Origin of the sequence: Streptomyces sp. NPDC002602 (assembly GCF_042889445.1) — a bacterium.
Classification (GTDB): domain Bacteria; phylum Actinomycetota; class Actinomycetes; order Streptomycetales; family Streptomycetaceae; genus Streptomyces.
This window is the reverse complement of sequence record NZ_JBIAQX010000001.1, coordinates 978,710-999,360: the sequence shown is the minus strand read 5'-3', so window position 1 is coordinate 999,360 and position 20,651 is coordinate 978,710. Positions and strand designations below refer to the sequence as shown.

At 71.8% G+C, this 20,651-nt stretch carries 20 protein-coding genes, 2 pseudogenes and 1 riboswitch; of the genes and pseudogenes, 11 read left to right on the top strand and 11 right to left on the bottom strand.

Annotation, left to right across the window (positions count from 1 at the left end; genetic code table 11):
* Nucleotides 1-73: 73 nt before the first annotated feature.
* Nucleotides 74-595, bottom strand: coding sequence for a universal stress protein (locus ACFYW3_RS04050; RefSeq protein ID WP_389385452.1), 522 nt, complete (start codon nt 593-595; stop codon nt 74-76).
* A 678-nt stretch (nt 596-1,273) separates the two neighbouring features.
* On the bottom strand, nt 1,274-1,588 hold the full coding sequence (locus tag ACFYW3_RS04045; RefSeq protein WP_389385451.1) for a GNAT family N-acetyltransferase: 315 nt from the start codon (nt 1,586-1,588) through the stop codon (nt 1,274-1,276).
* 149 nt (nt 1,589-1,737) lie between these two features.
* Here ACFYW3_RS04045 and ACFYW3_RS04040 point away from each other — a divergent pair.
* Nucleotides 1,738-2,114, top strand: a pseudogene (locus ACFYW3_RS04040) (VOC family protein).
* A gap of 182 nt (nt 2,115-2,296) precedes the next feature.
* On the opposite strand, the gene ACFYW3_RS04035 reads toward ACFYW3_RS04040, so the two are convergent.
* The 3 genes from ACFYW3_RS04035 to ACFYW3_RS04025 form a co-directional block, all read right to left on the bottom strand.
* Nucleotides 2,297-3,520: a lipase family alpha/beta hydrolase gene (locus ACFYW3_RS04035; protein WP_389385450.1), complete on the bottom strand. Its 1,224-nt coding sequence runs from the start codon at nt 3,518-3,520 to the stop codon at nt 2,297-2,299.
* Nucleotides 3,521-3,738: 218 nt separating this feature from the next.
* A complete protein-coding gene (locus ACFYW3_RS04030; RefSeq protein WP_351763533.1) occupies nt 3,739-4,848 on the bottom strand; it encodes a HAMP domain-containing sensor histidine kinase in 1,110 nt (369 codons plus the stop codon).
* Entirely contained in the window at nt 4,841-5,704 is an 864-nt protein-coding gene (locus ACFYW3_RS04025) for a response regulator transcription factor (protein WP_389385449.1), read from the bottom strand. The genes ACFYW3_RS04030 and ACFYW3_RS04025 overlap by 8 nt, the downstream gene beginning before the upstream one ends.
* Nucleotides 5,705-5,827: 123 nt before the next feature.
* Between ACFYW3_RS04025 and ACFYW3_RS04020 the strand changes: the two genes are divergently transcribed.
* Genes ACFYW3_RS04020 through ACFYW3_RS04010 form a run of 3 tightly spaced genes read left to right on the top strand, consistent with a single transcriptional unit; the run spans nt 5,828 to nt 7,814 of the window.
* Nucleotides 5,828-6,544, top strand: coding sequence for a glycosyltransferase family 2 protein (locus ACFYW3_RS04020; RefSeq protein WP_389385448.1), 717 nt, complete (start codon nt 5,828-5,830; stop codon nt 6,542-6,544).
* On the top strand, nt 6,541-7,161 hold the full coding sequence (locus ACFYW3_RS04015) for a DUF2064 domain-containing protein (RefSeq protein WP_351763539.1): 621 nt from the start codon (nt 6,541-6,543) through the stop codon (nt 7,159-7,161). Before ACFYW3_RS04020 ends, ACFYW3_RS04015 begins: the two co-directional genes overlap by 4 nt.
* Nucleotides 7,158-7,814, top strand: a complete 657-nt coding sequence (locus tag ACFYW3_RS04010) for a class I SAM-dependent methyltransferase (protein WP_389385447.1) — start codon at nt 7,158-7,160, stop codon at nt 7,812-7,814. The genes ACFYW3_RS04015 and ACFYW3_RS04010 overlap by 4 nt, the downstream gene beginning before the upstream one ends.
* 68 nt (nt 7,815-7,882) lie before the next feature.
* On the opposite strand, the gene ACFYW3_RS04005 is transcribed toward ACFYW3_RS04010, so the two are convergent.
* Complete coding sequence (locus tag ACFYW3_RS04005; protein ID WP_389385446.1) at nt 7,883-8,287, bottom strand: hypothetical protein; 405 nt, start codon at nt 8,285-8,287, stop codon at nt 7,883-7,885.
* Nucleotides 8,287-9,429 carry a molybdopterin-dependent oxidoreductase gene (locus ACFYW3_RS04000; RefSeq protein WP_389385445.1) on the bottom strand — a complete coding sequence of 381 codons (1,143 nt, stop codon included), beginning with the start codon at nt 9,427-9,429 and terminating at the stop codon, nt 8,287-8,289. The genes ACFYW3_RS04005 and ACFYW3_RS04000 overlap by 1 nt, the downstream gene beginning before the upstream one ends.
* 115 nt (nt 9,430-9,544) lie before the next feature.
* Between ACFYW3_RS04000 and ACFYW3_RS03995 the strand changes: the two genes are divergently transcribed.
* The 7 genes from ACFYW3_RS03995 (at nt 9,545) to ACFYW3_RS03965 (ending at nt 15,670) form a co-directional block, all read left to right on the top strand.
* Nucleotides 9,545-10,966, top strand: a complete 1,422-nt coding sequence (locus ACFYW3_RS03995; RefSeq protein ID WP_389385444.1) for a glycosyltransferase 87 family protein — start codon at nt 9,545-9,547, stop codon at nt 10,964-10,966.
* Between the two features lie 74 nt (nt 10,967-11,040).
* Complete coding sequence (locus ACFYW3_RS03990) at nt 11,041-11,301, top strand: hypothetical protein (protein WP_389385443.1); 261 nt, start codon at nt 11,041-11,043, stop codon at nt 11,299-11,301.
* A gap of 492 nt (nt 11,302-11,793) precedes the next feature.
* Nucleotides 11,794-12,972 carry an ATP-binding protein gene (locus tag ACFYW3_RS03985; RefSeq protein WP_389385442.1) on the top strand — a complete coding sequence of 393 codons (1,179 nt, stop codon included), beginning with the start codon at nt 11,794-11,796 and terminating at the stop codon, nt 12,970-12,972.
* Nucleotides 12,969-13,370, top strand: coding sequence for a roadblock/LC7 domain-containing protein (locus ACFYW3_RS03980; protein WP_351761614.1), 402 nt, complete (start codon nt 12,969-12,971; stop codon nt 13,368-13,370). Before ACFYW3_RS03985 ends, ACFYW3_RS03980 begins: the two co-directional genes overlap by 4 nt.
* On the top strand, nt 13,367-13,744 hold the full coding sequence (locus ACFYW3_RS03975; RefSeq protein WP_351761611.1) for a DUF742 domain-containing protein: 378 nt from the start codon (nt 13,367-13,369) through the stop codon (nt 13,742-13,744). Before ACFYW3_RS03980 ends, ACFYW3_RS03975 begins: the two co-directional genes overlap by 4 nt.
* Complete coding sequence (locus ACFYW3_RS03970) at nt 13,719-14,312, top strand: ATP/GTP-binding protein (RefSeq protein ID WP_351761609.1); 594 nt, start codon at nt 13,719-13,721, stop codon at nt 14,310-14,312. The genes ACFYW3_RS03975 and ACFYW3_RS03970 overlap by 26 nt, the downstream gene beginning before the upstream one ends.
* Nucleotides 14,313-14,320: 8 nt before the next feature.
* Nucleotides 14,321-15,670 carry a cytochrome P450 gene (locus ACFYW3_RS03965; RefSeq protein WP_389385441.1) on the top strand — a complete coding sequence of 450 codons (1,350 nt, stop codon included), beginning with the start codon at nt 14,321-14,323 and terminating at the stop codon, nt 15,668-15,670.
* Nucleotides 15,671-15,756: 86 nt separating this feature from the next.
* Here ACFYW3_RS03965 and ACFYW3_RS03960 read toward each other — a convergent pair.
* The 4 genes and pseudogenes from ACFYW3_RS03960 to aceA form a co-directional block, all read right to left on the bottom strand.
* Nucleotides 15,757-16,179, bottom strand: a pseudogene (locus tag ACFYW3_RS03960) (5-methyltetrahydropteroyltriglutamate--homocysteine S-methyltransferase); the annotation flags it as partial.
* Nucleotides 16,180-16,349: 170 nt separating this feature from the next.
* Nucleotides 16,350-16,575, bottom strand: a riboswitch (cobalamin riboswitch).
* A 147-nt stretch (nt 16,576-16,722) separates the two neighbouring features.
* On the bottom strand, nt 16,723-17,607 hold the full coding sequence (locus ACFYW3_RS03955; protein WP_389385440.1) for a 3-hydroxybutyryl-CoA dehydrogenase: 885 nt from the start codon (nt 17,605-17,607) through the stop codon (nt 16,723-16,725).
* Nucleotides 17,604-19,202 carry a malate synthase A gene (gene aceB / locus ACFYW3_RS03950; protein WP_389385439.1) on the bottom strand — a complete coding sequence of 533 codons (1,599 nt, stop codon included), beginning with the start codon at nt 19,200-19,202 and terminating at the stop codon, nt 17,604-17,606. Before aceB ends, ACFYW3_RS03955 begins: the two co-directional genes overlap by 4 nt.
* Before the next feature lie 116 nt (nt 19,203-19,318).
* Nucleotides 19,319-20,608, bottom strand: coding sequence for an isocitrate lyase (gene aceA, locus ACFYW3_RS03945; protein ID WP_351763325.1), 1,290 nt, complete (start codon nt 20,606-20,608; stop codon nt 19,319-19,321).
* Nucleotides 20,609-20,651: the final 43 nt, after the last annotated feature.

Sequence of the window (20,651 nt, the reverse complement as noted above, 5' to 3'; positions counted from 1 at the left end):
CCCCGCGCCGGCGGGCCGGGTCCGTGGTGCGGCCGGCGGCCCGCTCCCTCCCCGCTCCCTCCCGGGGCCGGGGTCACGGGCGCCCCGTCAGCTCGCGGGCGTCCATCGGCATCCGCCATCTGCGCCGCCGGCGTACGGACTCCAGGTCGGCCCGGAGCGGACCGGGCGGCACCACCAGGACCGGGCAGGACGCGTGCGCCAGGCAGTACCGGGCCACCGAGGGCCGCAGCGCGCGGAGCAGCGGGGCCCGGGTGCCGGTGCCGACGACGAGCAGGTCCCCGGGATCCGCGACCGCGTCCACCAGTACGGCGCCGGGCGTGCCGCGCGCGGTCAGTCCGGCCAGGGTGACCCCCGGCGGGCGCGCCCCGAACGCGCGGTCGAGTATCTCCCGCAGCCGTTCGACCGCTGCGGACCGGCAGCCGTCGAGCACCGACGGACCACCGGAGCAGCGCCCGGCCGGCCCACCGCCGGGCGGTTGCCAGGCCAGTACGACCCACAGCTCCGCGTCCCGTATCCGGGCCTCCGTCGCCGCCCGGTGCAGCGCGGTCAGGCTCCCGAGGGATCCGCTGGTCCCCACCACGACGCGTCCTCGCACAGTCCCCGCCCTCCTCACGTGGTCCGACACGGTCCATGGAACGGCCGCGACGGGGCGCCCGGCGGCCTCCCTGACGGTTTCCGAACGCGGGACCCGGAGTTCTTGACGCGGCCCTCGCGCCGCGGCCGTCGACGATGGGGGCCGCGTACGCGCGATCGGTCACCTCACGGCGCCGACGCGGGACGAGCGTGGTCATGCCCTCTGCGTGGCGAGCAGTGGGGAGGTTCCCCTTGTGGGCCGCAATGTCGCGTCCTGTCGCATGGATCACCGCGAGGCTTGCCGCAATGGCCTTCCCGCCGTTCACGACGAGCCGAGCCCGAGCCGGGGCTGACCGTCCACGTGGAGCGGGCTGAGCGGGCCGAGGCCCTCGGGTTTGCTCTCGCCCGCCTGGTGGGACCGCACGCCCCTTTCGGGAAATCCGCAGTACGCCGTCTCACCGGACAACCACACACACCGCGACGGCCGAGAATCCCCCATGGCATGAAGACGCACCCGCGCGAGCCCGCGCCTGCCCGACACGGAAGAGCGTGCGACCTCCGCGCTGTCGGGTCCTCTCTTCCGCACACCCCGCCGGCCGCGCCGCCGCACGACGCACGACGCACGACGCACGACGGGCGACGCACGACGGGCGACGGGCGACGGGCGACGGGCGACGGGCGGAGGGTTGGCCGGGGCCGCTCAGAGGCCGAACTGCGCCCGGCGCCCCTCGGGAACGAGGTCCGTGTACTCCGGGTGCTTGCCGATCCACCCCCGGATGAAGGGGCAGTACGGCAGGACGTCGAGTTTGCGGGCCCGGACGTCGTCGAGGGCCCCGCGGGCGAGCAGGCCGCCCAGGCCCTGGCCGGCGAAGCGGGGCTCCGTCTCGGTGTGGATGAAGGCGATCTCGCCCTCCGAGAGGAAGTACTCGGCGAAGCCGGCCGTCTCCGTCCCGTCCGCTCCGGCGAGGATCTCGTACCGGGACTTCTCGGGGCGGTCCACCACTGTTGTTTCCATGCTGCGTCCTCCTGCGCGGTGATCATCCGGTTGTCCCGTCAGATGATCCACTGTCCGCGCATCCGACCAACACCCGCCCACGTCATACGGACGTGACGGCCCGGTGCTCGGTCGCGGATCGTGATCAGGCGTCGTGAGACGCTCTCTTCATGATCGCCAAGCTGCAGTGCGTGGTGTTGGACTGTGCCGATGTCATCGAGCTGTCCCGGTTCTACCAGTCGCTCCTCGGCGGTGTGGTGAACCAGCCGGATCCGCGGTGGTCGACCGACGAGGGCTGGGCCACGCTCCATGCCGACGGTGGGTTCGTGCTCGCCTTCCAACGGGTGGAAGACCATCGGCCGCCCCGGTGGCCGGACCCCGCCCGCCCCAGCAGTTCCACCTCGACCTGGGGGTCACGAACCTGGACGAGGCCCAGCGGGAGGCGCTCGATCGGGGCGCCACGCTGCTGGACGAGGGAGCCGGAGGGCGGAGTTGGCGCGTCTTCGCGGATCCGGCGGGACACCCGTTCTGCCTCGTCAGGGACTGACAGGAGCAACGGGGGGGGTACGGCCACACGGTGGCCCCGTTCCGCCGCCCCGAACAGGCGGGACGGCGGAACGGACACCAACCGGATGCCATCCGAACACCAACCGGATGCCGTCCGAACGCCGTCCGGACGCCGGGGGGAGACGTCGAACGGATGCCGAGGCGCCGGTGAGGTCGGCCCCGTTACGGAAGCCGCTCGATCAGCCAGGTGCCGAGCTCTGAGGTGATCTTGGTGTGTTCCTCGTTCCGGGAGGCAAGGACGAATTCGTCGAACTCGCTCTCCTCCGGCGGGAGGTCGTCGATGCTCGCGTACAGATCCGCTCGGGTGTCGATGTCGCGCACGTCGACCGCGCTGACGGCCGGCACGAAGCAGTGACTGCGGATCGGGTGGTCCACACCGAGACCGATGATCTTGTTCAGCGCGTCGGCGAGGATTCCGAAGCCCTCCAGGGTGCCACCGGGCGCGCCGTCGACATCGGGGAGGCCCGGGGCGTGGACCTCGGCCTTCTGGGAGGTGATGACCCGCAGCGTGGCCGCGAGGGAGTCGGTGCCCGTCGGCTGGGTGCGCAGATCGGTGCCGGTGATGCCCAGCCCCTTGCCCTTGACGGCGGTCGCTCCGGCGGGGATGCCGTTGCCGATGCCGGTTCCGACGCCATTGGCCAGCGCGATCTTGCGGGGCCGCCGGGGCCAGTTGCCCACGCTCTCCAAGGCGGCCAGGAAGTCGGTCCGTTCCTGGCTGACGGCGGGAGAGTCCTCCCACGTCTCGATGTGCCAGCGCAGGAGCTGCCGGGCGGCCGGGCTGTTCATCTGGTCGGAGAATCGCGGGTTCAGCTTGCGGATGTAGTGCGCGAACGCCTGGAGCGCGAGGGGAATGTACGCGCCGCGGTGCGGGCTGTCCCACGAGAAGTAGAGGGAGGTCTGGTGGTCGGTGTCCTCGGTCTCCATCTTGGCCAGTGCGTAGCGGGTGACCAGGCCGCCCATGCTGAAGCCGCCGACCACGAGGGGCTCCTCGCCGATCCGCTCCTCGATGGCGCGCAGGATCGCGGCCGTGGCCGCCTGTGCGTTGACCAGGATCGAGGCGCTGCGCTCCTTGAATCCGAGCAGGATGACGTCTCGCCCCGCCTTGCGGAGGGAGCTGATCAGCGGATGGTTTCGGGTCTCCAGGCCCGCCCAGGAGAACTCCAGGGTGCTGGGGCCCGAGTTGAATCCGTCGGCCAGGATGATCGGCTTGACCAGGCCGTGCTTGCTGTTGGCGAAGTACACCCACGCCGTGCCGTGGGGCAGTTGCCACTCGGCATCCGGCTTCGGCGGCGCCTCGGCGGGGAGTTCACGGGGGCCTGCGGCCAGGATGACGGGCGGGGCCGCGGCCAGGGCGTTGGCGGTCTGCTGCTCGAACGGGTCACTCATGCCGATCCCTTCACCGATGAATACGTACAGCTCCAGAATGGACACTCAGCGTGACGTTCGGGAAGGTCGTCGACTCAAGTTGACTCGTATGAGCGATCGATATCCGGACACATCCTCAATCGCGCCGCCGCGGTCCGAGCAGGGCCGCGATCGGCGAGGCGGACGGGAGACGGACGCGAGGGCGGACGGCAGGGGGACGGCAGGGCCCGCACCGGGGCCTACACCGGGGCCGGAAGGGTCAGCTCGAAGCGGCAGCCGCCGGGCACGTTGTGGACGTCGGCCTGTCCCGCGTGGGCCTCGACGATGCCCCGGACGATCGCGAGGCCCAGACCCGCCCCCGACGGAGGGGTGCGGGCCGGGGCGCCACGCCAGCCGGTGTCGAAGACGCGCGGAAGGTCCTCCTCCGGGATGCCACCACAGGCATCGGTGACCGACACCACCACCGCGCCCGCGCGGCGCTCGGCGGCGATCGCGACCGTGCCGTCGGCCGGAGTGTGCCGGATGGCGTTCACCAGGAGGTTGGACAGCACCCGGGTCATCTCCTTCCCGTCGACCTCCACGGGCAGCGGGGCCACGCCCTCGCCGGCCAGGTGAACGCCGTGTTGGCGGGCGAGGGCGTCGGCGCCCGCCAGCGCGTCGCCCACCAGGTCGTAGACGGACAGTCGGGTGGGGCTGAGACTGAGGGCGCCGGCGTGGATGCGGGACAGCTCGAACAGGTCCGTGACCATCGAGTTGAGGCGTTCCACCTCGGCGCGCATCTGCCGGTGGTAGCGGGCCGGATCGGCCACGAGGCCGTCCTCCAGGGCCTCCGACATCGCGCGCAGGCCCGCGAGGGGGGTGCGCAGGTCGTGCGAGATCCAGGCCACGAGTTCGCGCCGTGAGGTCTCCAGGGCGCGTTCCCGTTCGCGGGAGGCGGCGAGGCGCGCGCCGGTCCGGTCCAGTTCCCGGCTCAGTGCGGTGAGTTCGGCGGGAGCGGGCACGGTGGGCGCCGTGAAGGTTCCCACCTCTCCGAACTCGCCCGCCGCGCGCACGAGTTCCCGGCAGCGCAGCACCACCTGACGGCCCAGCAGCAGGGCGGTGACGAGCGACACGGCGGCGGCCATCGCGACGACCGTGGTCACCACGGCCAGGTCGTGGGAGGACAGGAACATCGCCCATGCCACCGTGAGCGTTCCGGCCAGCATCGCCGAGACCGCGACGGCCGCCACGACCGCGAGGGAGACGGCGATGCTGCGACGGCGCAGTATCCGCAGGGCCACCGCTCCGAGGAGCCCGGCGGCTCCCGCGCCGAGGAGCGCGTACAGGGCGATGAGGAGCAGGTCACTCATGGCCGTCCTCCGTTCGGACACGCGCGGCACCTGACACGCCCGCCGCGCCCGCCGCGCCCGAGGCACCCGCCGCGCCGCGCGCGGCGTCCGGTACCGCTTCGAAGCGGTACCCGGCGCCCCACACGGTCCTGATCAGCTGCGGATTCGCCGGGTCGTCCTCGATCTTGGCGCGCAGTCGGCGGACGTGGACGGTGACCGTGGACAGGTCGCCGAAGTCCCATCCCCAGACCTCGCGCATCAGCCGCTCCCGGTCGCAGACCTGCCCCTGGTGTCCGAGGAAGTAGGCGAGCAGGTCGAACTCCCTGAGGGTGAGGCCCAGTTCGGCGCCGTTCTTGGTGACCCGGCGGGCGGCCGGGTCCATGGCGATCCCGGCCGCGGCGAGCACGGGTCCGGCGTTCGGGGCGGTGGTCGAGGCCGCCCGGCGCAGGACCGACCGTACGCGCAGGACCAGCTCGCGCGGGCTGAAGGGCTTCGTCACGTAGTCGTCGGCGCCGACCTCCAGGCCCAGGATCCGGTCGTCCTCGTCTCCGCGCGCGGTGAGCATGACCACCGGGACGGGCGGGGTGCCGTCCCGGTGGGCGCGCAGTCGACGGCAGACTTCCAGTCCGTCCATGCCGGGGAGCATCAGGTCGAGGACGACCAGGTCGGGTCGGTCCTCTTGCGCGGCGCGCAGCGCGGCCGGTCCGTCGGCTGCCCGCTTGACCCGGTATCCGGCGCGTTCCAGGTAGCCGGCCACCACCTCCGAGACGGTCGGGTCGTCGTCCACGACCAGGACGAGGCCGGGGGTCTCGGCGGGCGCGGGTTCCCGCTCGGTGTGCGGGCCCGTGTCCGGATGCCGCTCGATGCTCGATGCCATGCCTCAAGGGTGACACCGCGGGCCGCGGCCGGGGCCCTCGGAGGTCCGTACGCGGCACGGCGTCCGCGTTTCGTAAGGTCTTGAATCGCCTTTCCGGGCTGTCCGGTTCCTACGGTGTGGAGGGTGACTGAATCTGCCTGTGCACCGCCTCGCGCGGACCTCGTACTGCCGTGTCTCGACGAGGCGGAGGCACTTCCCTGGGTGCTGGCCCGTGTGCCCGCCGGCTGGCGGGCCATCGTCGTCGACAACGGTTCCACCGACGGCTCCCCCGACATCGCCCGCGCCCTCGGCGCCACGGTCATCCACGAGCCCCGTCGCGGGTTCGGGTCCGCCTGCCACGCCGGACTGTTGGCCGCGCGCGCCGACCTGGTCTGTTTCTGCGACTGCGACGGCTCCCTCGATCCCGGGCTGCTCGCCCCCATGGCGGCCCGGATCGCCGCCGGCGAGACGGACCTGCTGCTCGGCCGTCGCCGGCCGAGCGGCCGCGGTGCGTGGCCGGTCCACGCCAGGGCCGGCAATCTCGCGCTCGCCCGGATGGTGCGCCGCCGCACCGGCCTGCGACTGCACGACCTGGGGCCGATGCGGGTCGCGCGCCGCGAGGCCCTGCTCGACCTGGCCCTGACCGACCGCCGCAGCGGTTACCCGCTCCAGATGGTGGTGCGGGCCGCCGACGCGGGGTGGCGGGTGAGCGAGACGGACGTCCCCTACCTGCCCCGCTCGGGGAAGTCCAAGGTCACCGGTACCTGGCGGGGCACCTGGCACGCCGTGCGCGACATGCGCCGGGTCCTGGGCGAAGCCCCCGGCGCCCCTTGCGCACCGGGTGAGGGGGTCGCCGCGTGAGCACTCTCCTCGTCATCGCGAAAGCGCCCGTCGCCGGGCGGGTGAAGACCCGGCTGACCTCGCGCTTCACCCCCGATCAGGCCGCCGGGCTGGCGTGCGCCGCGCTCCGCGACACCCTCGCCGCCGTCCTCGCCACCCCGGCGCGACGGCGGATCCTGGTCCTGGACGGGGAAACCGGCCCCTGGCTGCCGGACGGCATCGATGTCCGGCCGCAGTGCGCGGGGACCCTCGACGCCCGCCTCGCCGCGGCTTTCGCCCTGGCGGGCGGACCGGCCCTGCTCATCGGGATGGACACCCCTCAGGTCACCCCGGAGCTGCTCCGGCAGGGCCTCGATTTCACGGACACCGACGCCTGGTTCGGGCCGGCGGACGACGGTGGTTTCTGGGCTCTTGGGCTCGCCGACCCGGACCCGGACCTGTTGCGCGGCGTCCCGATGTCCGTACCGGACACCGGCGCGGTGCAGCGGCGGCGGCTGATCGCCGCGGGACTGGCCGTGCGGGACCTGCCCGAGCTGTGTGACGTGGACACCCCGCAGGACGCGGCGCGCGTGGCGGCGGCCGCGCCGGCCACCCGTTTCGCGGCCCTGCACGCCGACCTGTGCGCGGTGGCGCGATGACCGTCCGGCTCCTGGAACCCGCCCGCACCTGGCAGGCCGACCCGTACGCCGAGGCGCTGCGCGCCGGACAGGGGCCCCTGTTCCTGCGGCGCGGCGACGGTTGGCTGCTGCCCCTGGACGTCGAACGCTGGTGCGCGGAACCTGACAGCGCCGACGACACCGTCCTGGACCGCTGCCGGGGCCCCGTCCTCGACGTGGGCTGCGGCCCGGGCCGGTTGGTCGCCGCGCTCGCCCGACGGGGGCACACGGCGCTCGGCGTGGACGTCACACCGGCGGCCGTGGAGCGCACCGTGCGGGCGGGCGGCAGCGCCCTGTGCCGGTCGGTGTTCGACCCGCTGCCCCGCGAGGGTGGCTGGGGGTCGGTGCTGCTCATCGACGGCAACATCGGGATCGGCGGCGACCCCTCGGCCCTGTTGCGCCGCGCGGCCGAACTCACGGCTCCCTCCGGGTCCTTGTTCGTCGAGGTGGTCGGCGCCGACGTGGACGAACGCGTCGAGGTCCACGTCGACGACGGACACGGCGGGCGGGGGTCGCCCTTCCGGTGGGCCAGGCTCGGTACCCGCGCCCTGTGCGCGGCGGCGGAGGGTGCGGGCTGGAGCCCGGCGGGCACCTGGCAGTCGGCGGGCCGGCACTTCGTGCACCTGGCCCGCTGACAGCGCCCGTCGGACAGCCGCCCTCCGGCCGGAAGCGTTCTTCCGGCCGGAGGGCGGCTTCCGTGCGTTCAGTGCCGGCGGGCCGCCCGGCGCAGGGCGGCGCGCGTGCCCGTGTACAGGAGGGTGAGCACGGCGATCGCCGCCATCGTCAGCAGCCAGTCGCGCAGGTAGTCCAGGGGCAGGACGGTCGCGTTGGCGACGGCGCCGGGGCGCAGCAGCGGGGGCAGGGCGACGGCGGTGAGGGAACCCGCGACGATCAGGGCGGCGCGCGGGGCGCCGCGCGGGCGGAGTCCGGCCGCCGCGGTCAGGGCGGCGACCGTCATCACGAGCGGGGCGACGAACCCGTCGTGCACCACGACCGCGCCCGCGAGCCACAGGGCGATCCGCCAGGGTTCGGGTTGCCGGACCAGGAGCAGCCCGCCCCAGGCCATCAGGGCGAGTCCGAGGGCTCCCAGCACGTATCGGGACCTCATCACACGACCTCCAGTCGGCCGACCCATTTGGTCTGCAGGACGCCGGGCCGGTTGGGGGCGATGATCCGGGCGGGGTAGCCGTGGTCCAGGGAGAGCACCTCGCCGCCCAGCCGCAGGGCGAGCAGGGTGAGGGGGTCCTGCGCGTGCAGGCGTCCCATGTCCATGACCCGGTAGGCGCCGGCCGCCTCCAGCGACACCACCCGGGCGCGCGAGCCGGGGCCTCCTCCCGCCCGCTCCAGCAGGTCGCGGACCCGTACCCCGGTCCAGTGGGCCGACTTGCTCCATCCCTCGACGCAGGCGATGGGCAGCGTCACCTCGTGCTGGGGCAGGGCGTTGAGTTCCTCCAGGGTCAGGGTGAACGGGCGGGGTCCGTGGACGGTCAGGCGCCAGTCGGCGAGCGAGGCCTCGGTGACGCGCGCGGCGGCGGCCGTACGGTTCACGGGCAGTCCCTGGACTCCGTGCGCCGGGCTGCGCGGGGCGAACAGCACCAGTGGGCCGAGCGCGGTCACCGACTGCCCGGCGGTGGTCACCGTGACCGCTCCCACCGCGGCGGCCACTCCGATGAGCAGTTGGCGCCGGTTCGGTCCGTCGGCTTCGGGCAGGGAGAGGGTGCCGGGGGAATCGAGGGTGAAGTGGTCCCGGATCCGGGGCCATTGCACCGCGATGTGCAGCAGCAGGGCGCCCATGACGACCCAGGCGACGGCGTAGTGGACGGGCACGAAGTCGAACGGCCACGGATACCACTGGAACGTGTTCAGCAGTCCGGTGAAGAGCTGGAACAGGGCGGCCGCGACGAGCACCGCCACCGACAGGCGCTCCAGCGCGTGCGGGACGGACCGTACGGGCGGCCACGCGAACAACCGCGGGTAGACCGCCCACAGTTTCGCGAGCAGCAGCGGGATCGCGGCGATGCCCGAGACGACGTGCAGGCCCTGGGTCAGCCGGTAGCCCCAGTACGGGCGGCTCGGCAGATGGTCCGCGAGCCATCCCGGCGGGTGCTGGAGGAAGTGGCTCAGCACACCGGTCGCGAAGCAGACGGCGAAGGTCAGGGCCAGCCAACGGCCGATCGCGGTCGCGGTGCGGGCGTCGTGGAGCCGTGCCTTGAAGGTGATCGGCGGGCCCGGGGGCAGAGTGAAACGCATGTCTCCATCACACCCCCGCGGCCAGGGCCGAGGGCGGCTCGGACACCTTACGAAACGCGGACGTCAGGGGCGTCGGGCCCCGCCGGACGGGCTCTTGCTGGAACGCTTGCGCCTTGTGAACCCGCGTACCGCCCTCGTCTCCGCCGCCCTCGCCGCCCTCGTCGTGGCGCTCGTCCTCACCGTGCGGTACGACGGTGTCTTCACCGACCCGGTCGGACTGTTCGCCCGGTACGCCGCGTGCTGGCTCCTGTTCGCCGTCGCCCTGGCGGCGCTGCGGCGCGTCCCGGCCGAGCGCGTCGTGCCGCTGATCCTCGCCGGGGCGGTCGCCGTCACCGTGACCGGGCTGGTCGCGCCGCCCCGGACGAGCACCGACTCGTACCGTTACGCGTGGGACGGCCGGGTCCAGTCCGCCGGGATCTCGCCGTACGACCACGCGCCGCGGGATGCGGCGCTCGTACGGCTGCGCGATCCGTGGCTCTTCCCCACGGGGGCCGCCTGCACCGGTCCGGACCTCGCCCCCCTCCCCCGGGCGGGCGCCGCGCCCCACTGCACGCGCATCAACCGGCCGGGCGTCCACACCATCTACCCGCCCGTCGCCGAGGCGTACTTCCTGGCCGTCGACCGGTTGTCGCCACCAGGGGTCCGACACAAGGCCTTCCAGGTCGGCGGCGCCCTGATCTCCCTCGGCGTGACCGGCGCGCTGCTCGCGATCCTGCGGCGCCGGGGCGGTGACCTCCGGCGGGTCGCGTACTGGGCCTGGTGTCCGGCCGTGGCCGTCGAGGCCGTGAACAACGCGCACGTCGACGTGTTGGGCACGCTCCTCGCGGTCGTCGGCCTCGGCCTCGTCGCCTCCCGGGCGACGGGGCGCCGGGCCGGCGGCGGGCTGCTGTTGGGCGCCGCGGTCGCCACCAAGCTGCTGCCCGCGATCGTCCTGCCGGGCGCGCTGTCGGGCGTCCGCCGGGTCCGGGACGCGGCCGTGGTGCTCCTGCCCGCGGCGGCCTTCACCGCCCTCTCCTACCTGCCGTACGTCCTCCTCTCGCACGGCTCCGTCCTCGGCTACCTCGGCGGCTACGTGCGGGAGGAGGGGTACGAGGACCCGGCGTCCGGTTCCCGGTACTCGCTGTTGCGCCTGGTGCTGCCCGACGGCTGGGCGTTCCCCGTCCTGCTCGTCGTCGTGGCGGGCGTGTGCGTCCACGTGATGTGGCGCGGGGACCCTCGGCGGCCCTGGAGCGGGGCGCTGACGGTCATCGGCTGCTCCTTCGTGCTCCTCACTCCCGGGTACTCCTGGTACGCCCTGCTGCTGATCGCCCTCGTGGCCCTGGACGGTCGCTGGGAATGGCTCGGCGTGGCGCTCGCGGGCGCCGCCGTCTACGTACTGGGCCCGGTCTTCGGCCACGCGGCGGCGCTGAGCGACATCGCCTACGGCGCCGCGGTCGCCCTGGTTCTCGCCGTCACCCTGCTGCGGCGCCGTACTTCTGCCGCGGCGGGGCAGGGTCTACCGTCACCTGTACGAGGAGGAGACGGTCGGCGACCGTGACGGGACCCCTGGCCTCCATCGGCGCGTCCGACCCCCGGCCGGCGGGCGGGGCGGAACCGACTTCGGGAGCGTGAGTGGAGACAACCCTCGTGGTGGTCGCGATCGTGGTGGCCGCGCTCGTCGTCAAGACCGCCGTCGCAGAGCTGAGGGAGCCGGGCGCGGGCCGCGTGCAGTGGACCTTTTTCCGCGATGCGCGGGCCCTCGCGGCGGGGGCCTGTACCGCGGTCCTCCTCGGCCTCGTCGGCTGGATCCAGGCCGGTGGTGAGGGCGTCCTGTGGGCCGCCCTGGCCGGGGTCCTCGTCGCCTTCGCCGTCGGCCGGGGCCGCCGAACCTGAGTCCTGGGGCGCTGTCGCGGTCGGTGGGCGATCCGGTGGCGGGGACCGCCCGCACGGGAACCCTGTTCGGCCCGGAATTCCCGTTCTCCGAAGATCCCCGGCCCGCTGGAGAACGTCACGCCGATCCCGCGACCGGAAAGGCCGCCACATCGTGAGCGGCGAAATCCGGAATAGTTGATTCCGGACCGAACTCGCGCCCGAACTCACGCCCGAACTCGGACTCGCCGGGTCGCGCGCTCCCCGCCCTTCGCCGAGGTACGGCGAGGTCGATCAAATCGAGCCAATGGGCATCAAGAAGACCCTTGTTGACGGTCGATCACCTGTTCACACCCAGTGATACGATCATCGCACTTGCGGGCGGCAGATGGTCATAAAACGACATCTCCGAGCACGGCGACCATCCGGGCGGAACCCCCGGCGCGGGCGGTCCGCCGGCGCACCCGCATTTGACGGAATTCAGCAACTGGCCGTCAGTCGCCTGAAGAGAGTCTTATGACGTATTACATACAGACCCCAGTGCTCTGGGCCCTTTTCGTCGCCGTCGTCGGCGCCATAGCCGGCGCCGCCGCCGTCATCGTTCGCCAGCGCAGGGCGACCCGGGACCTCAGACACGAGTTCGAAGAACTCACACACCATTACGCCGCACTGGAGCACAGTTTCTCCACATCCGTCGAGGCCGAGAAAGAACAGGCCCAGGACGCGACGAAATCCGTCCTCAAGTCCGCCATGCGGACACTTCAGGGTCTTGCCGCCGAGCAGCAATCGGTCATTTCCGGACTCCAGAGCAAGTACGGCGAGTCCGTCATTCTCCAGGACCTCCTGGAGATCGACCACACGAACTCGCAGTTCGGGCGGCGTGCGCAATCCATCGCCGTGCTGTGCGACGGCTGGCTGGGGCGCCGGCGCGACGTCGCCTCGGTCTATGACGTGGTCCGCAGCGCACAGGGACGCATCCGCCATTTCCGGCGGGTGGAGATCCTTTCGCAGGTCGACTTCGGCATCACCCACCGGGCCGTCGAACCCGTGGCACTGGCCCTCGCCGAGATGCTCGACAACGCCACCAGCTATTCCAGCCCGGACACCGTTGTCGAAATCAACATCCGCACCGTGCCCAAGGGCATTTGCATCGTCGTCGACGATGCCGGCGTCGGCATGAACGAGGAGGAGCGGGCCAGGGCCGTGAGACTCCTGACGACCGAGCGGGTCTCCGGCGTCTCGGGGCTCGGCAACCCTCCGCAGTTCGGCTTCGCCGTGATCGGCGTGCTCTGCGAGCGATTCGGCTTCGAGGTGTCCGTGGACTCCAGCTCACCGTACGGCGGCGTCCGCGCCGTTCTCCTCCTGCCGCACGAACTGCTCACCGGCATGCCGGAGCGCAAGGCCCCGGCTCCGGCCGGCGCCGCGTCGACCGCACACCCCGGCGGCCCCGAGTACGCGGTGGGCACGTCCTCGACCGTCGACGGCCTGCCCAAGCGCAGCCGCAAGCGGCCAATGGCGATCGTGCCCGGCAACACCCAGGGCACGGCGTCGGCGCCCCGCTCCGACGCGGAAGCCGCGGCGATCATGGGCGCGTTCCAGCGGGGCACGCTCCACGGACGAGCCACCCCCTCGGGCTCGTCGGGCCAGACGAGCAGCACACGTGATGCGAGCAGCGAAGGACATGAGGTCCCGTGAACAACGATCTGTCATGGATGCTGGACAGCGCCCTGGAGATACCCGGGGCGCTGCACGCGGTCCTGGTCTCCGCAGACGGCCTGCTGATGGCCCGGACCAGGGACTTCGACAAGGACAACGCGGACACGGTCGCCGCCGCGATGAGCGGTGTGCAGTCCCTCAGCCGCTCGCTCGGGTTCTTCGTCGACGGCGGCCACCTGCAGTGGCGTCAGACCCTGGTCGAGTTCGACGGCGGCTGGGTCTTCCTGATCTCCGCCGGGGAGGGCGCCTACCTCGGCGTCTCGGCCTCGCCGGACGTCGACATGCAGGACATCACCTTCCGCATGCAGCAGCTCGTCGGCCAGTTGGGCAAGGCCTTGACGACGCCGCCCCGCGAGAACCTGGGCGTCCACTCGTGAACGGCTTCGACGAACCGGAGCCGGAGGCCGCGGAATTAGTGCGGCCGTACGTCATCACCAAGGGCCGCGGCCTGCCCGACGAGGAGCACCTGTCCCTCATCACCCTGGTCACCGCCGCGGGTGACCGTCAGCAGCGTCCGACCCAACTGTCTCCCGAGGAACAGGGCCTGTTGGACCTGTGTACGGCGGGCTACCTCTCGGTCGCCGAGATCGCGGGGCACACCCGACTGCCCATGGGTGTGGTGAAGATCGTCCTCGCCGCCCTCACCGAGGGCGGCTACCTGATCACCCGTCCTCCCGTGCAGCGGGCCACGCTCACGGACCGCCACATCCTCGAGGAGGTGCTGAATGGTCTCCGCACCAAGTTTGGCTGAGCAGGCGTACGTCCGCGACGGAGCGACGCAGACGGCCGTGAAGATCCTCGTCGTCGGTCACTTCGCCGTGGGCAAGACCACGTTCATCGGCGCGATATCGGAGATCCCTCCGCTGTCCACCGAGGAGACGATGACCCGCGCCGGTGAGTCGTTCGACGACCTCAAGGGAGTGCGGACCAAGACCACCACCACGGTGGCCATGGACTTCGGCCGGCTGACGATCAGCGAACGCGTGGTGCTGTACCTGTTCGGGACCCCCGGCCAGTTGCGGTTCGTGCAGATGTGGGAGGACATGGCCCGTGGCGCGCTCGGCGCGTTGGTGCTGGTGGATCCCGAGCGACTGGCGGACTCCTTCGCCGTGATCGACCTGATCGAGCAGTACGGCCTCGACTACGCGATCGCCGTCAACCGCTTCGACGGAACGCCCGATCGCGCGGAACGGGCCCTGCGCGAGGCGCTGGACCTGCTCGACGACACCCCGGTCGTCACGTGCGACGCGCGCGACCCCAAGTCGTCGGCCGACGCATTGATCACACTCGTCCGCTATTTGCTGGACCGCGCTCGCTAGGAGCAGACATGGACGCTCAACACACCGCACCCGTTCCCCCGCCCGGGTGCCCCGCTCACCAGGTCGGCGGCCGGGTGCCGCTGCACGGTCCGGGGTTCGCGGCCGATCCCCAGGCGTACTACACCTACCTGCGCCACTACGGCCCCACCGCTCCCGTGGAGCTCGCTCCCGGGGTGGAGGCCACCCTCGTCACCGATTATTCGACGGCCCTGCAACTGCTGCAGGACTCCGGTTCCTTCCGCAAGGACGCCCGCCGCTGGCGGGAGTTGAACGAGGGCCGGGTCAGCCGGGACAACCCGGTCGCGGCCGTTCTGTCGTACCGCCCCAACTGCATGTTCAGCGACGGCGTCGAGCACTTGCGGCTGCGTCAGGCCATCACGGACAGCATGGGTCGCGTCGACTCGCGCAGACTGGCCCGAAGCACGGAGCAGGTGTCCGACTACCTTGTTTCGCAGTTCGGTTCACGTGGTTCGGCCGACCTGCTCGGCGACTACGCCAAGCAACTGCCGCTGTTCGTGTTCAACGAACTCTTCGGCTGCCCCGCCGACATCGGCGACCGCGTTCTGTTCGGCATCACCGGCATGTTCGACGGAGTCAACGCGGAGCGGGCCGCCGAGGTGCTGTACGGAGCCGTCGGTGAACTGGTGGCGCTCAAGCGCGCCCAGCCGGGCGAGGACGTCACCTCGTGGCTGATGCAGCACGAGGCGAAGCTGAACGACGAGGAGATGGTCCATCAGCTCGCCCTGTTGTTGGCGGCGGGCAGCGAACCGCTGCGGAACCTGATCGGCAACACCTTGCACCGTCTGCTCACCCACGACGCGTACGCCCACAAGGGCGGCCTGATCGACGAGGCCATCGACGACACGTTGTGGGAGAACCCTCCCCTGCAGAATCTCGCGCCCCACTACCCGGCCTCCGACATGGAGTTCGCCGGGCAGAAGGTGCAGGCCGGCGATCTGATGCTGGTCAGTTTCGCGGCCGCCAACACCGGGCCGGCCCTGGCGGCCGCGCGTCAGGCCGGCAGCAACCGGGCCCATCTGGCGTGGAGCGCGGGCCCGCACGCCTGCCCGTCGAAGGAGCCCGCCCGGCAGATCACCGTCACCGCCATCGAGAACCTCTTCAACCGGCTCCCGGACGTCGAGCTCTCCGTGCCGGAGGACAGCCTGGTGTGGCGCCCGGGTCCGTTCAACCGCGGCCTCGCCACGCTGCCCACCAGGTTCACGCCGTTCGAGACGGTCCGCGAGAACGCGCCGCGGGCGCGGGCCGGTGCGTCCACGAGCCACGACACGACCGTGGCCGGCCACCGGCGTGAACACAGCGGAAAATGGAGCCAGTTCCTCAACTGGCTCACCAGGTGATCAAGTCCACTCCGACCGGCCTTCCCGCCGCCGCATGAGCGTTCCTCCTCAAGGGTAGTGAGCATCGCGTTGTTCGATGTCACTTACGAGGCAAAGACGGTGTCGGGCCCGAGTTCGGGGACCAGGTGGTGGTAGTTGGTGTCGAACCACTTGGTCATCTCCAGCGGGGCCACGTCCTGTGTGCCGCGCGCCATCGCGAAGTAGCCGTCGAGCGGATCGGCCGACACGGCCGTCCGGTGGCGGGCGGGGATCGCGCCGACCATGACCGTGGTGTCCAGGACGTGGTCGTAGTACGAGAAGTCGCCGGTCGGAACCTCGGTGATGCCGGCTTCGGCCAGTTGGGCCCAGTTGGTCCGGCGCAGGTCCCGGGCGGTCTGCCGGAGGGTGTCCGCGGTGACGCGGCCCTTCCAGTAGCCCTCGATGGCCTTCTTCAGTTCGCGGTTCTGGCCCTGCCTGGGGTAGCCGTACACGGTGGCCCGTACTGCCGCGGCTGCGGACTCGGTGGTCACGGAACTCTCCTTCGCGAGCTTGTCTCCATGGACCCGGTGAGGGCCGAAGGCGCGAAGGGTGCCGGAACGGGCGGACCGCCGGGGCCGCGTACGTCCGTGTACGCGACGGGGAGGTTCCGCCTGAAGCACGCCGACCCGCCCACGAGGTCACCGGGAAACCGGGCGCGGTCGATCGCGCTCGGGCAACGGGCAGGTCTTCGGACTCGCGGGCACGCCTGCCGGTCTCCCGGCGGGCACCTACTGGCCGTCGCTTCCCAGGACCGGTTCCGGTCCCAGTGCGTATGACGGCGGTCGTTCCCGCTCACCGCTGCGGGGCAGTCCCGGATTCCCACCGGGTTCCCTCTTGCGACGCATCCCGCCTGGCGGACGGGGCGAACCAGCTGCGAGGCCCACACTAGGTCGACCGCCCGGTGAATGAACACGGCTTCCCACATGTCGGACGGTGAAATGAGACACGGTGGGGGTGCGGCGACACCACTCGCCACACCCCCACCGTCGTGCGTGCCTCCGGCGCACCCTCAGCCCGGAGACCTGCCGGGGCCCTCAGCCCCGGCCGTATGTGTGGAACCCGCGGCCGCTCTTGCGGCCCAGCAGCCCCGCCTGCACCATCCGCTGGAGCAGCGGGGGCGGGGCGTACAGGGGTTCCTTGAACTCCTCGTACAGCGACTCGGCGATCGCGGCGACGGTGTCCAGACCAATCAGGTCGGCCAGTTTGAGCGGTCCCATGGGGTGGGCGCAGCCGAGTTCCATGCCGGCGTCCACGTCGGTGGCGCTCGCGAACCCGGATTCGGCCATGCGGATGGCCGAGAGGAGGTAGGGGACGAGCAGCGCGTTGACGACGAAGCCGGCCCGGTCCTGGGAGCGGACGGTCGTCTTGCCGAGGGCGTCGCGGGCGAAGGCCTCGACCGAGGCGAGGGTGTCCGCCGAGGTGTGCAGGGAGGACACCACCTCGACGAGCGGCAGGACGGGCACGGGGTTGAAGAAGTGCAGGCCCACCACCCGGTCCGCGCGGCCGGTGACCATGCCCAACCGCATGATCGGGATGGCCGAGGTGTTCGTGGCGAGGATGGCCCGCGGGTCTGCGACGAGCTTGTCGAGGGCGGTGAAGATCTCCGTCTTGGCCTCGGGGTTCTCGGTGACGGCCTCGATGACGAGTTGCCGGTCGGCGAGGTCCTCCAGGTCGCCGGTGAACACCAGTCGGGCCAGGGCGTCCTCGGCGGTGATCCGGTCGAGCTTTCCGCGTTGGACGGCGCGTTCCAGGGAGACGGCGACGCGTTCGCGGGCGGCTCGGGCGGCGACGGAGTCCGCCTCGGCCACCACAGTGTCGAGGCCGGCGCGGGCGCAGACCTCGGCGATGCCGGCGCCCATCCGGCCGCCGCCGACGACCCCGACGCGTTGGATCCGGGGCGCTGCCGCGGGGGCGTTCACGCGTTCACCCGCACGGCGGCGACGCGGACGAGGTGGCGGGTGTAGGCCTCGGGGGTGAAGAAGGCGGGGAGCCGCACGGACAGCGCGGTGTCCACGAAGACCTCCCGGGCTTCGAGGACCAGCGCGCGGGGGTCCTCGGCCTCCAGGGCAGCGCATTCGGCGTCGAGGAACTCGACGACCGTTCCCCGGTCCACCCGGTCGTGGCGCAGCCACTGCCAGATCTGGACTCGGGCGATCTCGGCGGTCGCGGCGTCCTCCATCAGGCCGCCCAGGGCGACGGCGCCGCTGCCGCGCAGCCAGGCGTCGAAGTAGCGCAGGGCGACGGCGACGTTGGAGCGGATGCCGTCGGGGGTCGGCGGGGCGGCGATCCTGCGGACGGACAGCAGGTCGGCGGCGGTGACGTCGACGTCCTCGCGGGTGCGGTCCAGTTGGTTCGGTCGGTCCCCGAGGACACCGTCGAAGACCTCGCGGCAGACGGGGACAAGGCCGGGGTGGGCGACCCAGGAGCCGTCGAAGCCGTCCTCGGCCTCCCGTTCCTTGTCGAGGCGGACCTTGGCGAGCGCGGCGGCGTTGGCGTCCGCGTCCCTGCTCGGGACCTGCGCGGCCATGCCGCCGATGGCGTGGGCGCCGCGCCGGTGACAGGTCCGCACGAGCAGTTCCGTGTAGGCCCGCAAGAAGGGGGCGGTCATGGTGACCTTCGCCCGGTCGGGCAATTGGAAGTCGGTCCGGTGGCCGAAGGTCTTGATCAGGCTGAACAGGTAGTCCCAGCGGCCGGCGTTCAACCCCGCGCTGTGCTCGCGCAGTTCGTGGAGGATCTCCTCCATCTCGAAGGCGGCGGTGATCGTTTCGATGAGGACGGTCGCGCGCACGGTGCCGCGGGGGATGCCGAGGAGTTCCTGGGCCAGGACGAACACGTCGTTCCACAGGCGGGCTTCGGTCCGGTTCTCCAGCTTGGGGAGGTAGAAGTAGGGGCCGTGCCCGGCGTCGATCTGCCGCCCCGCGCAGTGGAAGAAGTAGAGGCCGAAGTCCACGAGGGAGGCGGAGACGGGCCGGCCGTCGATCTCCAGGTGTTCTTCGAGGAGGTGCCAGCCGCGCGGGCGGACCATGATGGTCGCGAGGTTCGCGCCGAGGCGGTACTCCTTGCCCTCGGGGGTGGTGAAGTCGATGCGTCGTTCGATGGCGTCGAGCAGGGTGAGCTGCCCGCCGACGATGTTGTTCCAGGTGGGGGCGGTGGCGTCCTCGAAGTCCGCCATCCAGATTTTCGCCCCGGAGTTCAGCGCGTTGATCGCCATGCGGCGCTCGGGCGGTCCGGTGATCTCGACCCTGCGATCGGTGAGTCCCGGCGCGAGGGGTGCGACCCGCCAGTCGGGGTCGGTGCGGACGGCGGAGGTGGCCCGGGAGAAGTCGAGCGGCGAACCGGAGACCAGGTGGGCGGAGCGGCGGCGGCGTTCCTTGAGGATCTCCAGCTGGCGATCCGCGAACGCGGCGTCGAGTCGACCGACGAACTCCAGGGCGGCGGGGGTCAGGATCTCGTCGTGGCGCTCATCCGGCGCGCCGAGAACCCGGACGCTGCCGGTCAGGGGCGTGAGTGACATGCGGTTCTGCTCCTCGGCGTGGGACGGCGGGCGCCCGAGGGCCAGGCCTCTCGGGCGCCGTCGGACGGCGAACGACAGGGTGCTGGGCCCTGTCGTCGAAGTGGCGCCGGCAGGGCCTAGTGGAACTGCTCTTCCTCGGTGGAGCCGGAGAGCGCGGTGGTGGACGAGGCCGGGTTGACGGCGGTGGAGACCAGGTCGAAGTACCCGGTGCCGACCTCGCGCTGGTGCTTGACGGCCGTGAACCCCTGGGCTTGGGCGGCGAACTCGCGTTCCTGGAGGTCGACGTAGGCGGTCATGCCGTGTTCGGCGTAGCCGCGGGCGAGGTCGAACATGCCGTGGTTGAGGGAGTGGAAGCCGGCGAGGGTGATGAACTGGAAGCGGTAGCCCATCGCGCCCAGCTCGCGCTGGAACTTGGCGATCTGGTCGTCGTCCAGGGCCGCCTTCCAGTTGAAGGACGGCGAGCAGTTGTAGGCGAGCATCTGGTCGGGGTACCGCGCGTGGATGGCCTCGGCGAACTCGCGGGCCTGCTCCAGGTCCGGTGTGCCGGTCTCCACCCAGATCAGGTCCGCGTACGGGGCGTAGGCCAGGCCTCGGGCGATGACCGGCGCCATGCCGTTGCGCACGTGGTAGAAGCCCTCGGCGGTGCGTTCGCCGGTGCAGAACTCGGCGTCGCGCTCGTCGACGTCGCTGGTCAGCAGGGTCGCGGCCAGGGCGTCCGTACGGGCGATGATCAGGGTCGGGGTGTCGGCGATGTCGGCGGCCAGCCGGGCCGCGTTCAGGGTGCGGATGTGCTGGGAGGTGGGGACGAGGACCTTGCCGCCGAGGTGCCCGCACTTCTTCTCCGAGGCCAGCTGGTCCTCGTAGTGGATGCCGGCCGCACCCGCCGCGATCATCGCCTTGGTCAGCTCGAACGCGTTGAGCGGGCCGCCGAAGCCGGCCTCGGCGTCGGCGACGATCGGCGCGAGCCAGTCCGTGGTGTCCGTGCCGCCCTCGGCGGTGGCGATCTGGTCGGCGCGCAGCAGCGCGTTGTTGATCCGACGGACCACCTGGGGAACCGAGTTGACCGGGTAGAGGCTCTGGTCCGGGTAGGTGTGTCCGGCCTGGTTCGCGTCGGCCGCGACCTGCCAGCCGGAGAGGTAGATCGCCTGGAGACCGGCGCGCACCTGCTGGACCGCCTGGCCGCCGGTCAGCGCGCCCAGCGCGTGGATGTAGTCCTGCTCGTGGAGCTGCCGCCACAGGCGTTCGGCTCCTCGTCGGGCGAGGGTGTGTTCCTCGCGGACACTGCCCGACAGCCGGACCACGTCCTCGGCCGAGTAGGTGCGCTCGATGCCCGTCCAGCGGGGGTCGTCGGCCCACCGCTGCTTGAGCTGCTCGGCCGCCGCCGCCGTCGTGTTCGCCTCTGCCATGACCGTCACCGTTTCCGTCCGTCGCGTGTCTTGCCAATGACCC

Bases quoted from the DNA above. Each gene is read 5' to 3' on its own strand.
- aceB (WP_389385439.1), bottom strand. From the start codon at position 19,202: ATGTCACTCACGCCCCTGACCGGCAGCGTCCGGGTTCTCGGCGCGCCG.
- ACFYW3_RS04025 (WP_389385449.1), bottom strand. From the start codon at position 5,704: ATGGCATCGAGCATCGAGCGGCATCCGGACACGGGCCCGCACACCGAG.
- ACFYW3_RS04000 (WP_389385445.1), bottom strand. From the start codon at position 9,429: ATGCGTTTCACTCTGCCCCCGGGCCCGCCGATCACCTTCAAGGCACGG.
- ACFYW3_RS04045 (WP_389385451.1), bottom strand. From the start codon at position 1,588: ATGGAAACAACAGTGGTGGACCGCCCCGAGAAGTCCCGGTACGAGATC.
- ACFYW3_RS04005 (WP_389385446.1), bottom strand. From the start codon at position 8,287: ATGAGGTCCCGATACGTGCTGGGAGCCCTCGGACTCGCCCTGATGGCC.
- ACFYW3_RS04030 (WP_351763533.1), bottom strand. From the start codon at position 4,848: ATGAGTGACCTGCTCCTCATCGCCCTGTACGCGCTCCTCGGCGCGGGA.
- ACFYW3_RS03965 (WP_389385441.1), top strand. From the start codon at position 14,321: ATGGACGCTCAACACACCGCACCCGTTCCCCCGCCCGGGTGCCCCGCT.
- ACFYW3_RS04010 (WP_389385447.1), top strand. From the start codon at position 7,158: ATGACCGTCCGGCTCCTGGAACCCGCCCGCACCTGGCAGGCCGACCCG.
- ACFYW3_RS03970 (WP_351761609.1), top strand. From the start codon at position 13,719: ATGGTCTCCGCACCAAGTTTGGCTGAGCAGGCGTACGTCCGCGACGGA.
- ACFYW3_RS04035 (WP_389385450.1), bottom strand. From the start codon at position 3,520: ATGAGTGACCCGTTCGAGCAGCAGACCGCCAACGCCCTGGCCGCGGCC.
- ACFYW3_RS03985 (WP_389385442.1), top strand. From the start codon at position 11,794: ATGACGTATTACATACAGACCCCAGTGCTCTGGGCCCTTTTCGTCGCC.
- aceA (WP_351763325.1), bottom strand. From the start codon at position 20,608: ATGGCAGAGGCGAACACGACGGCGGCGGCGGCCGAGCAGCTCAAGCAG.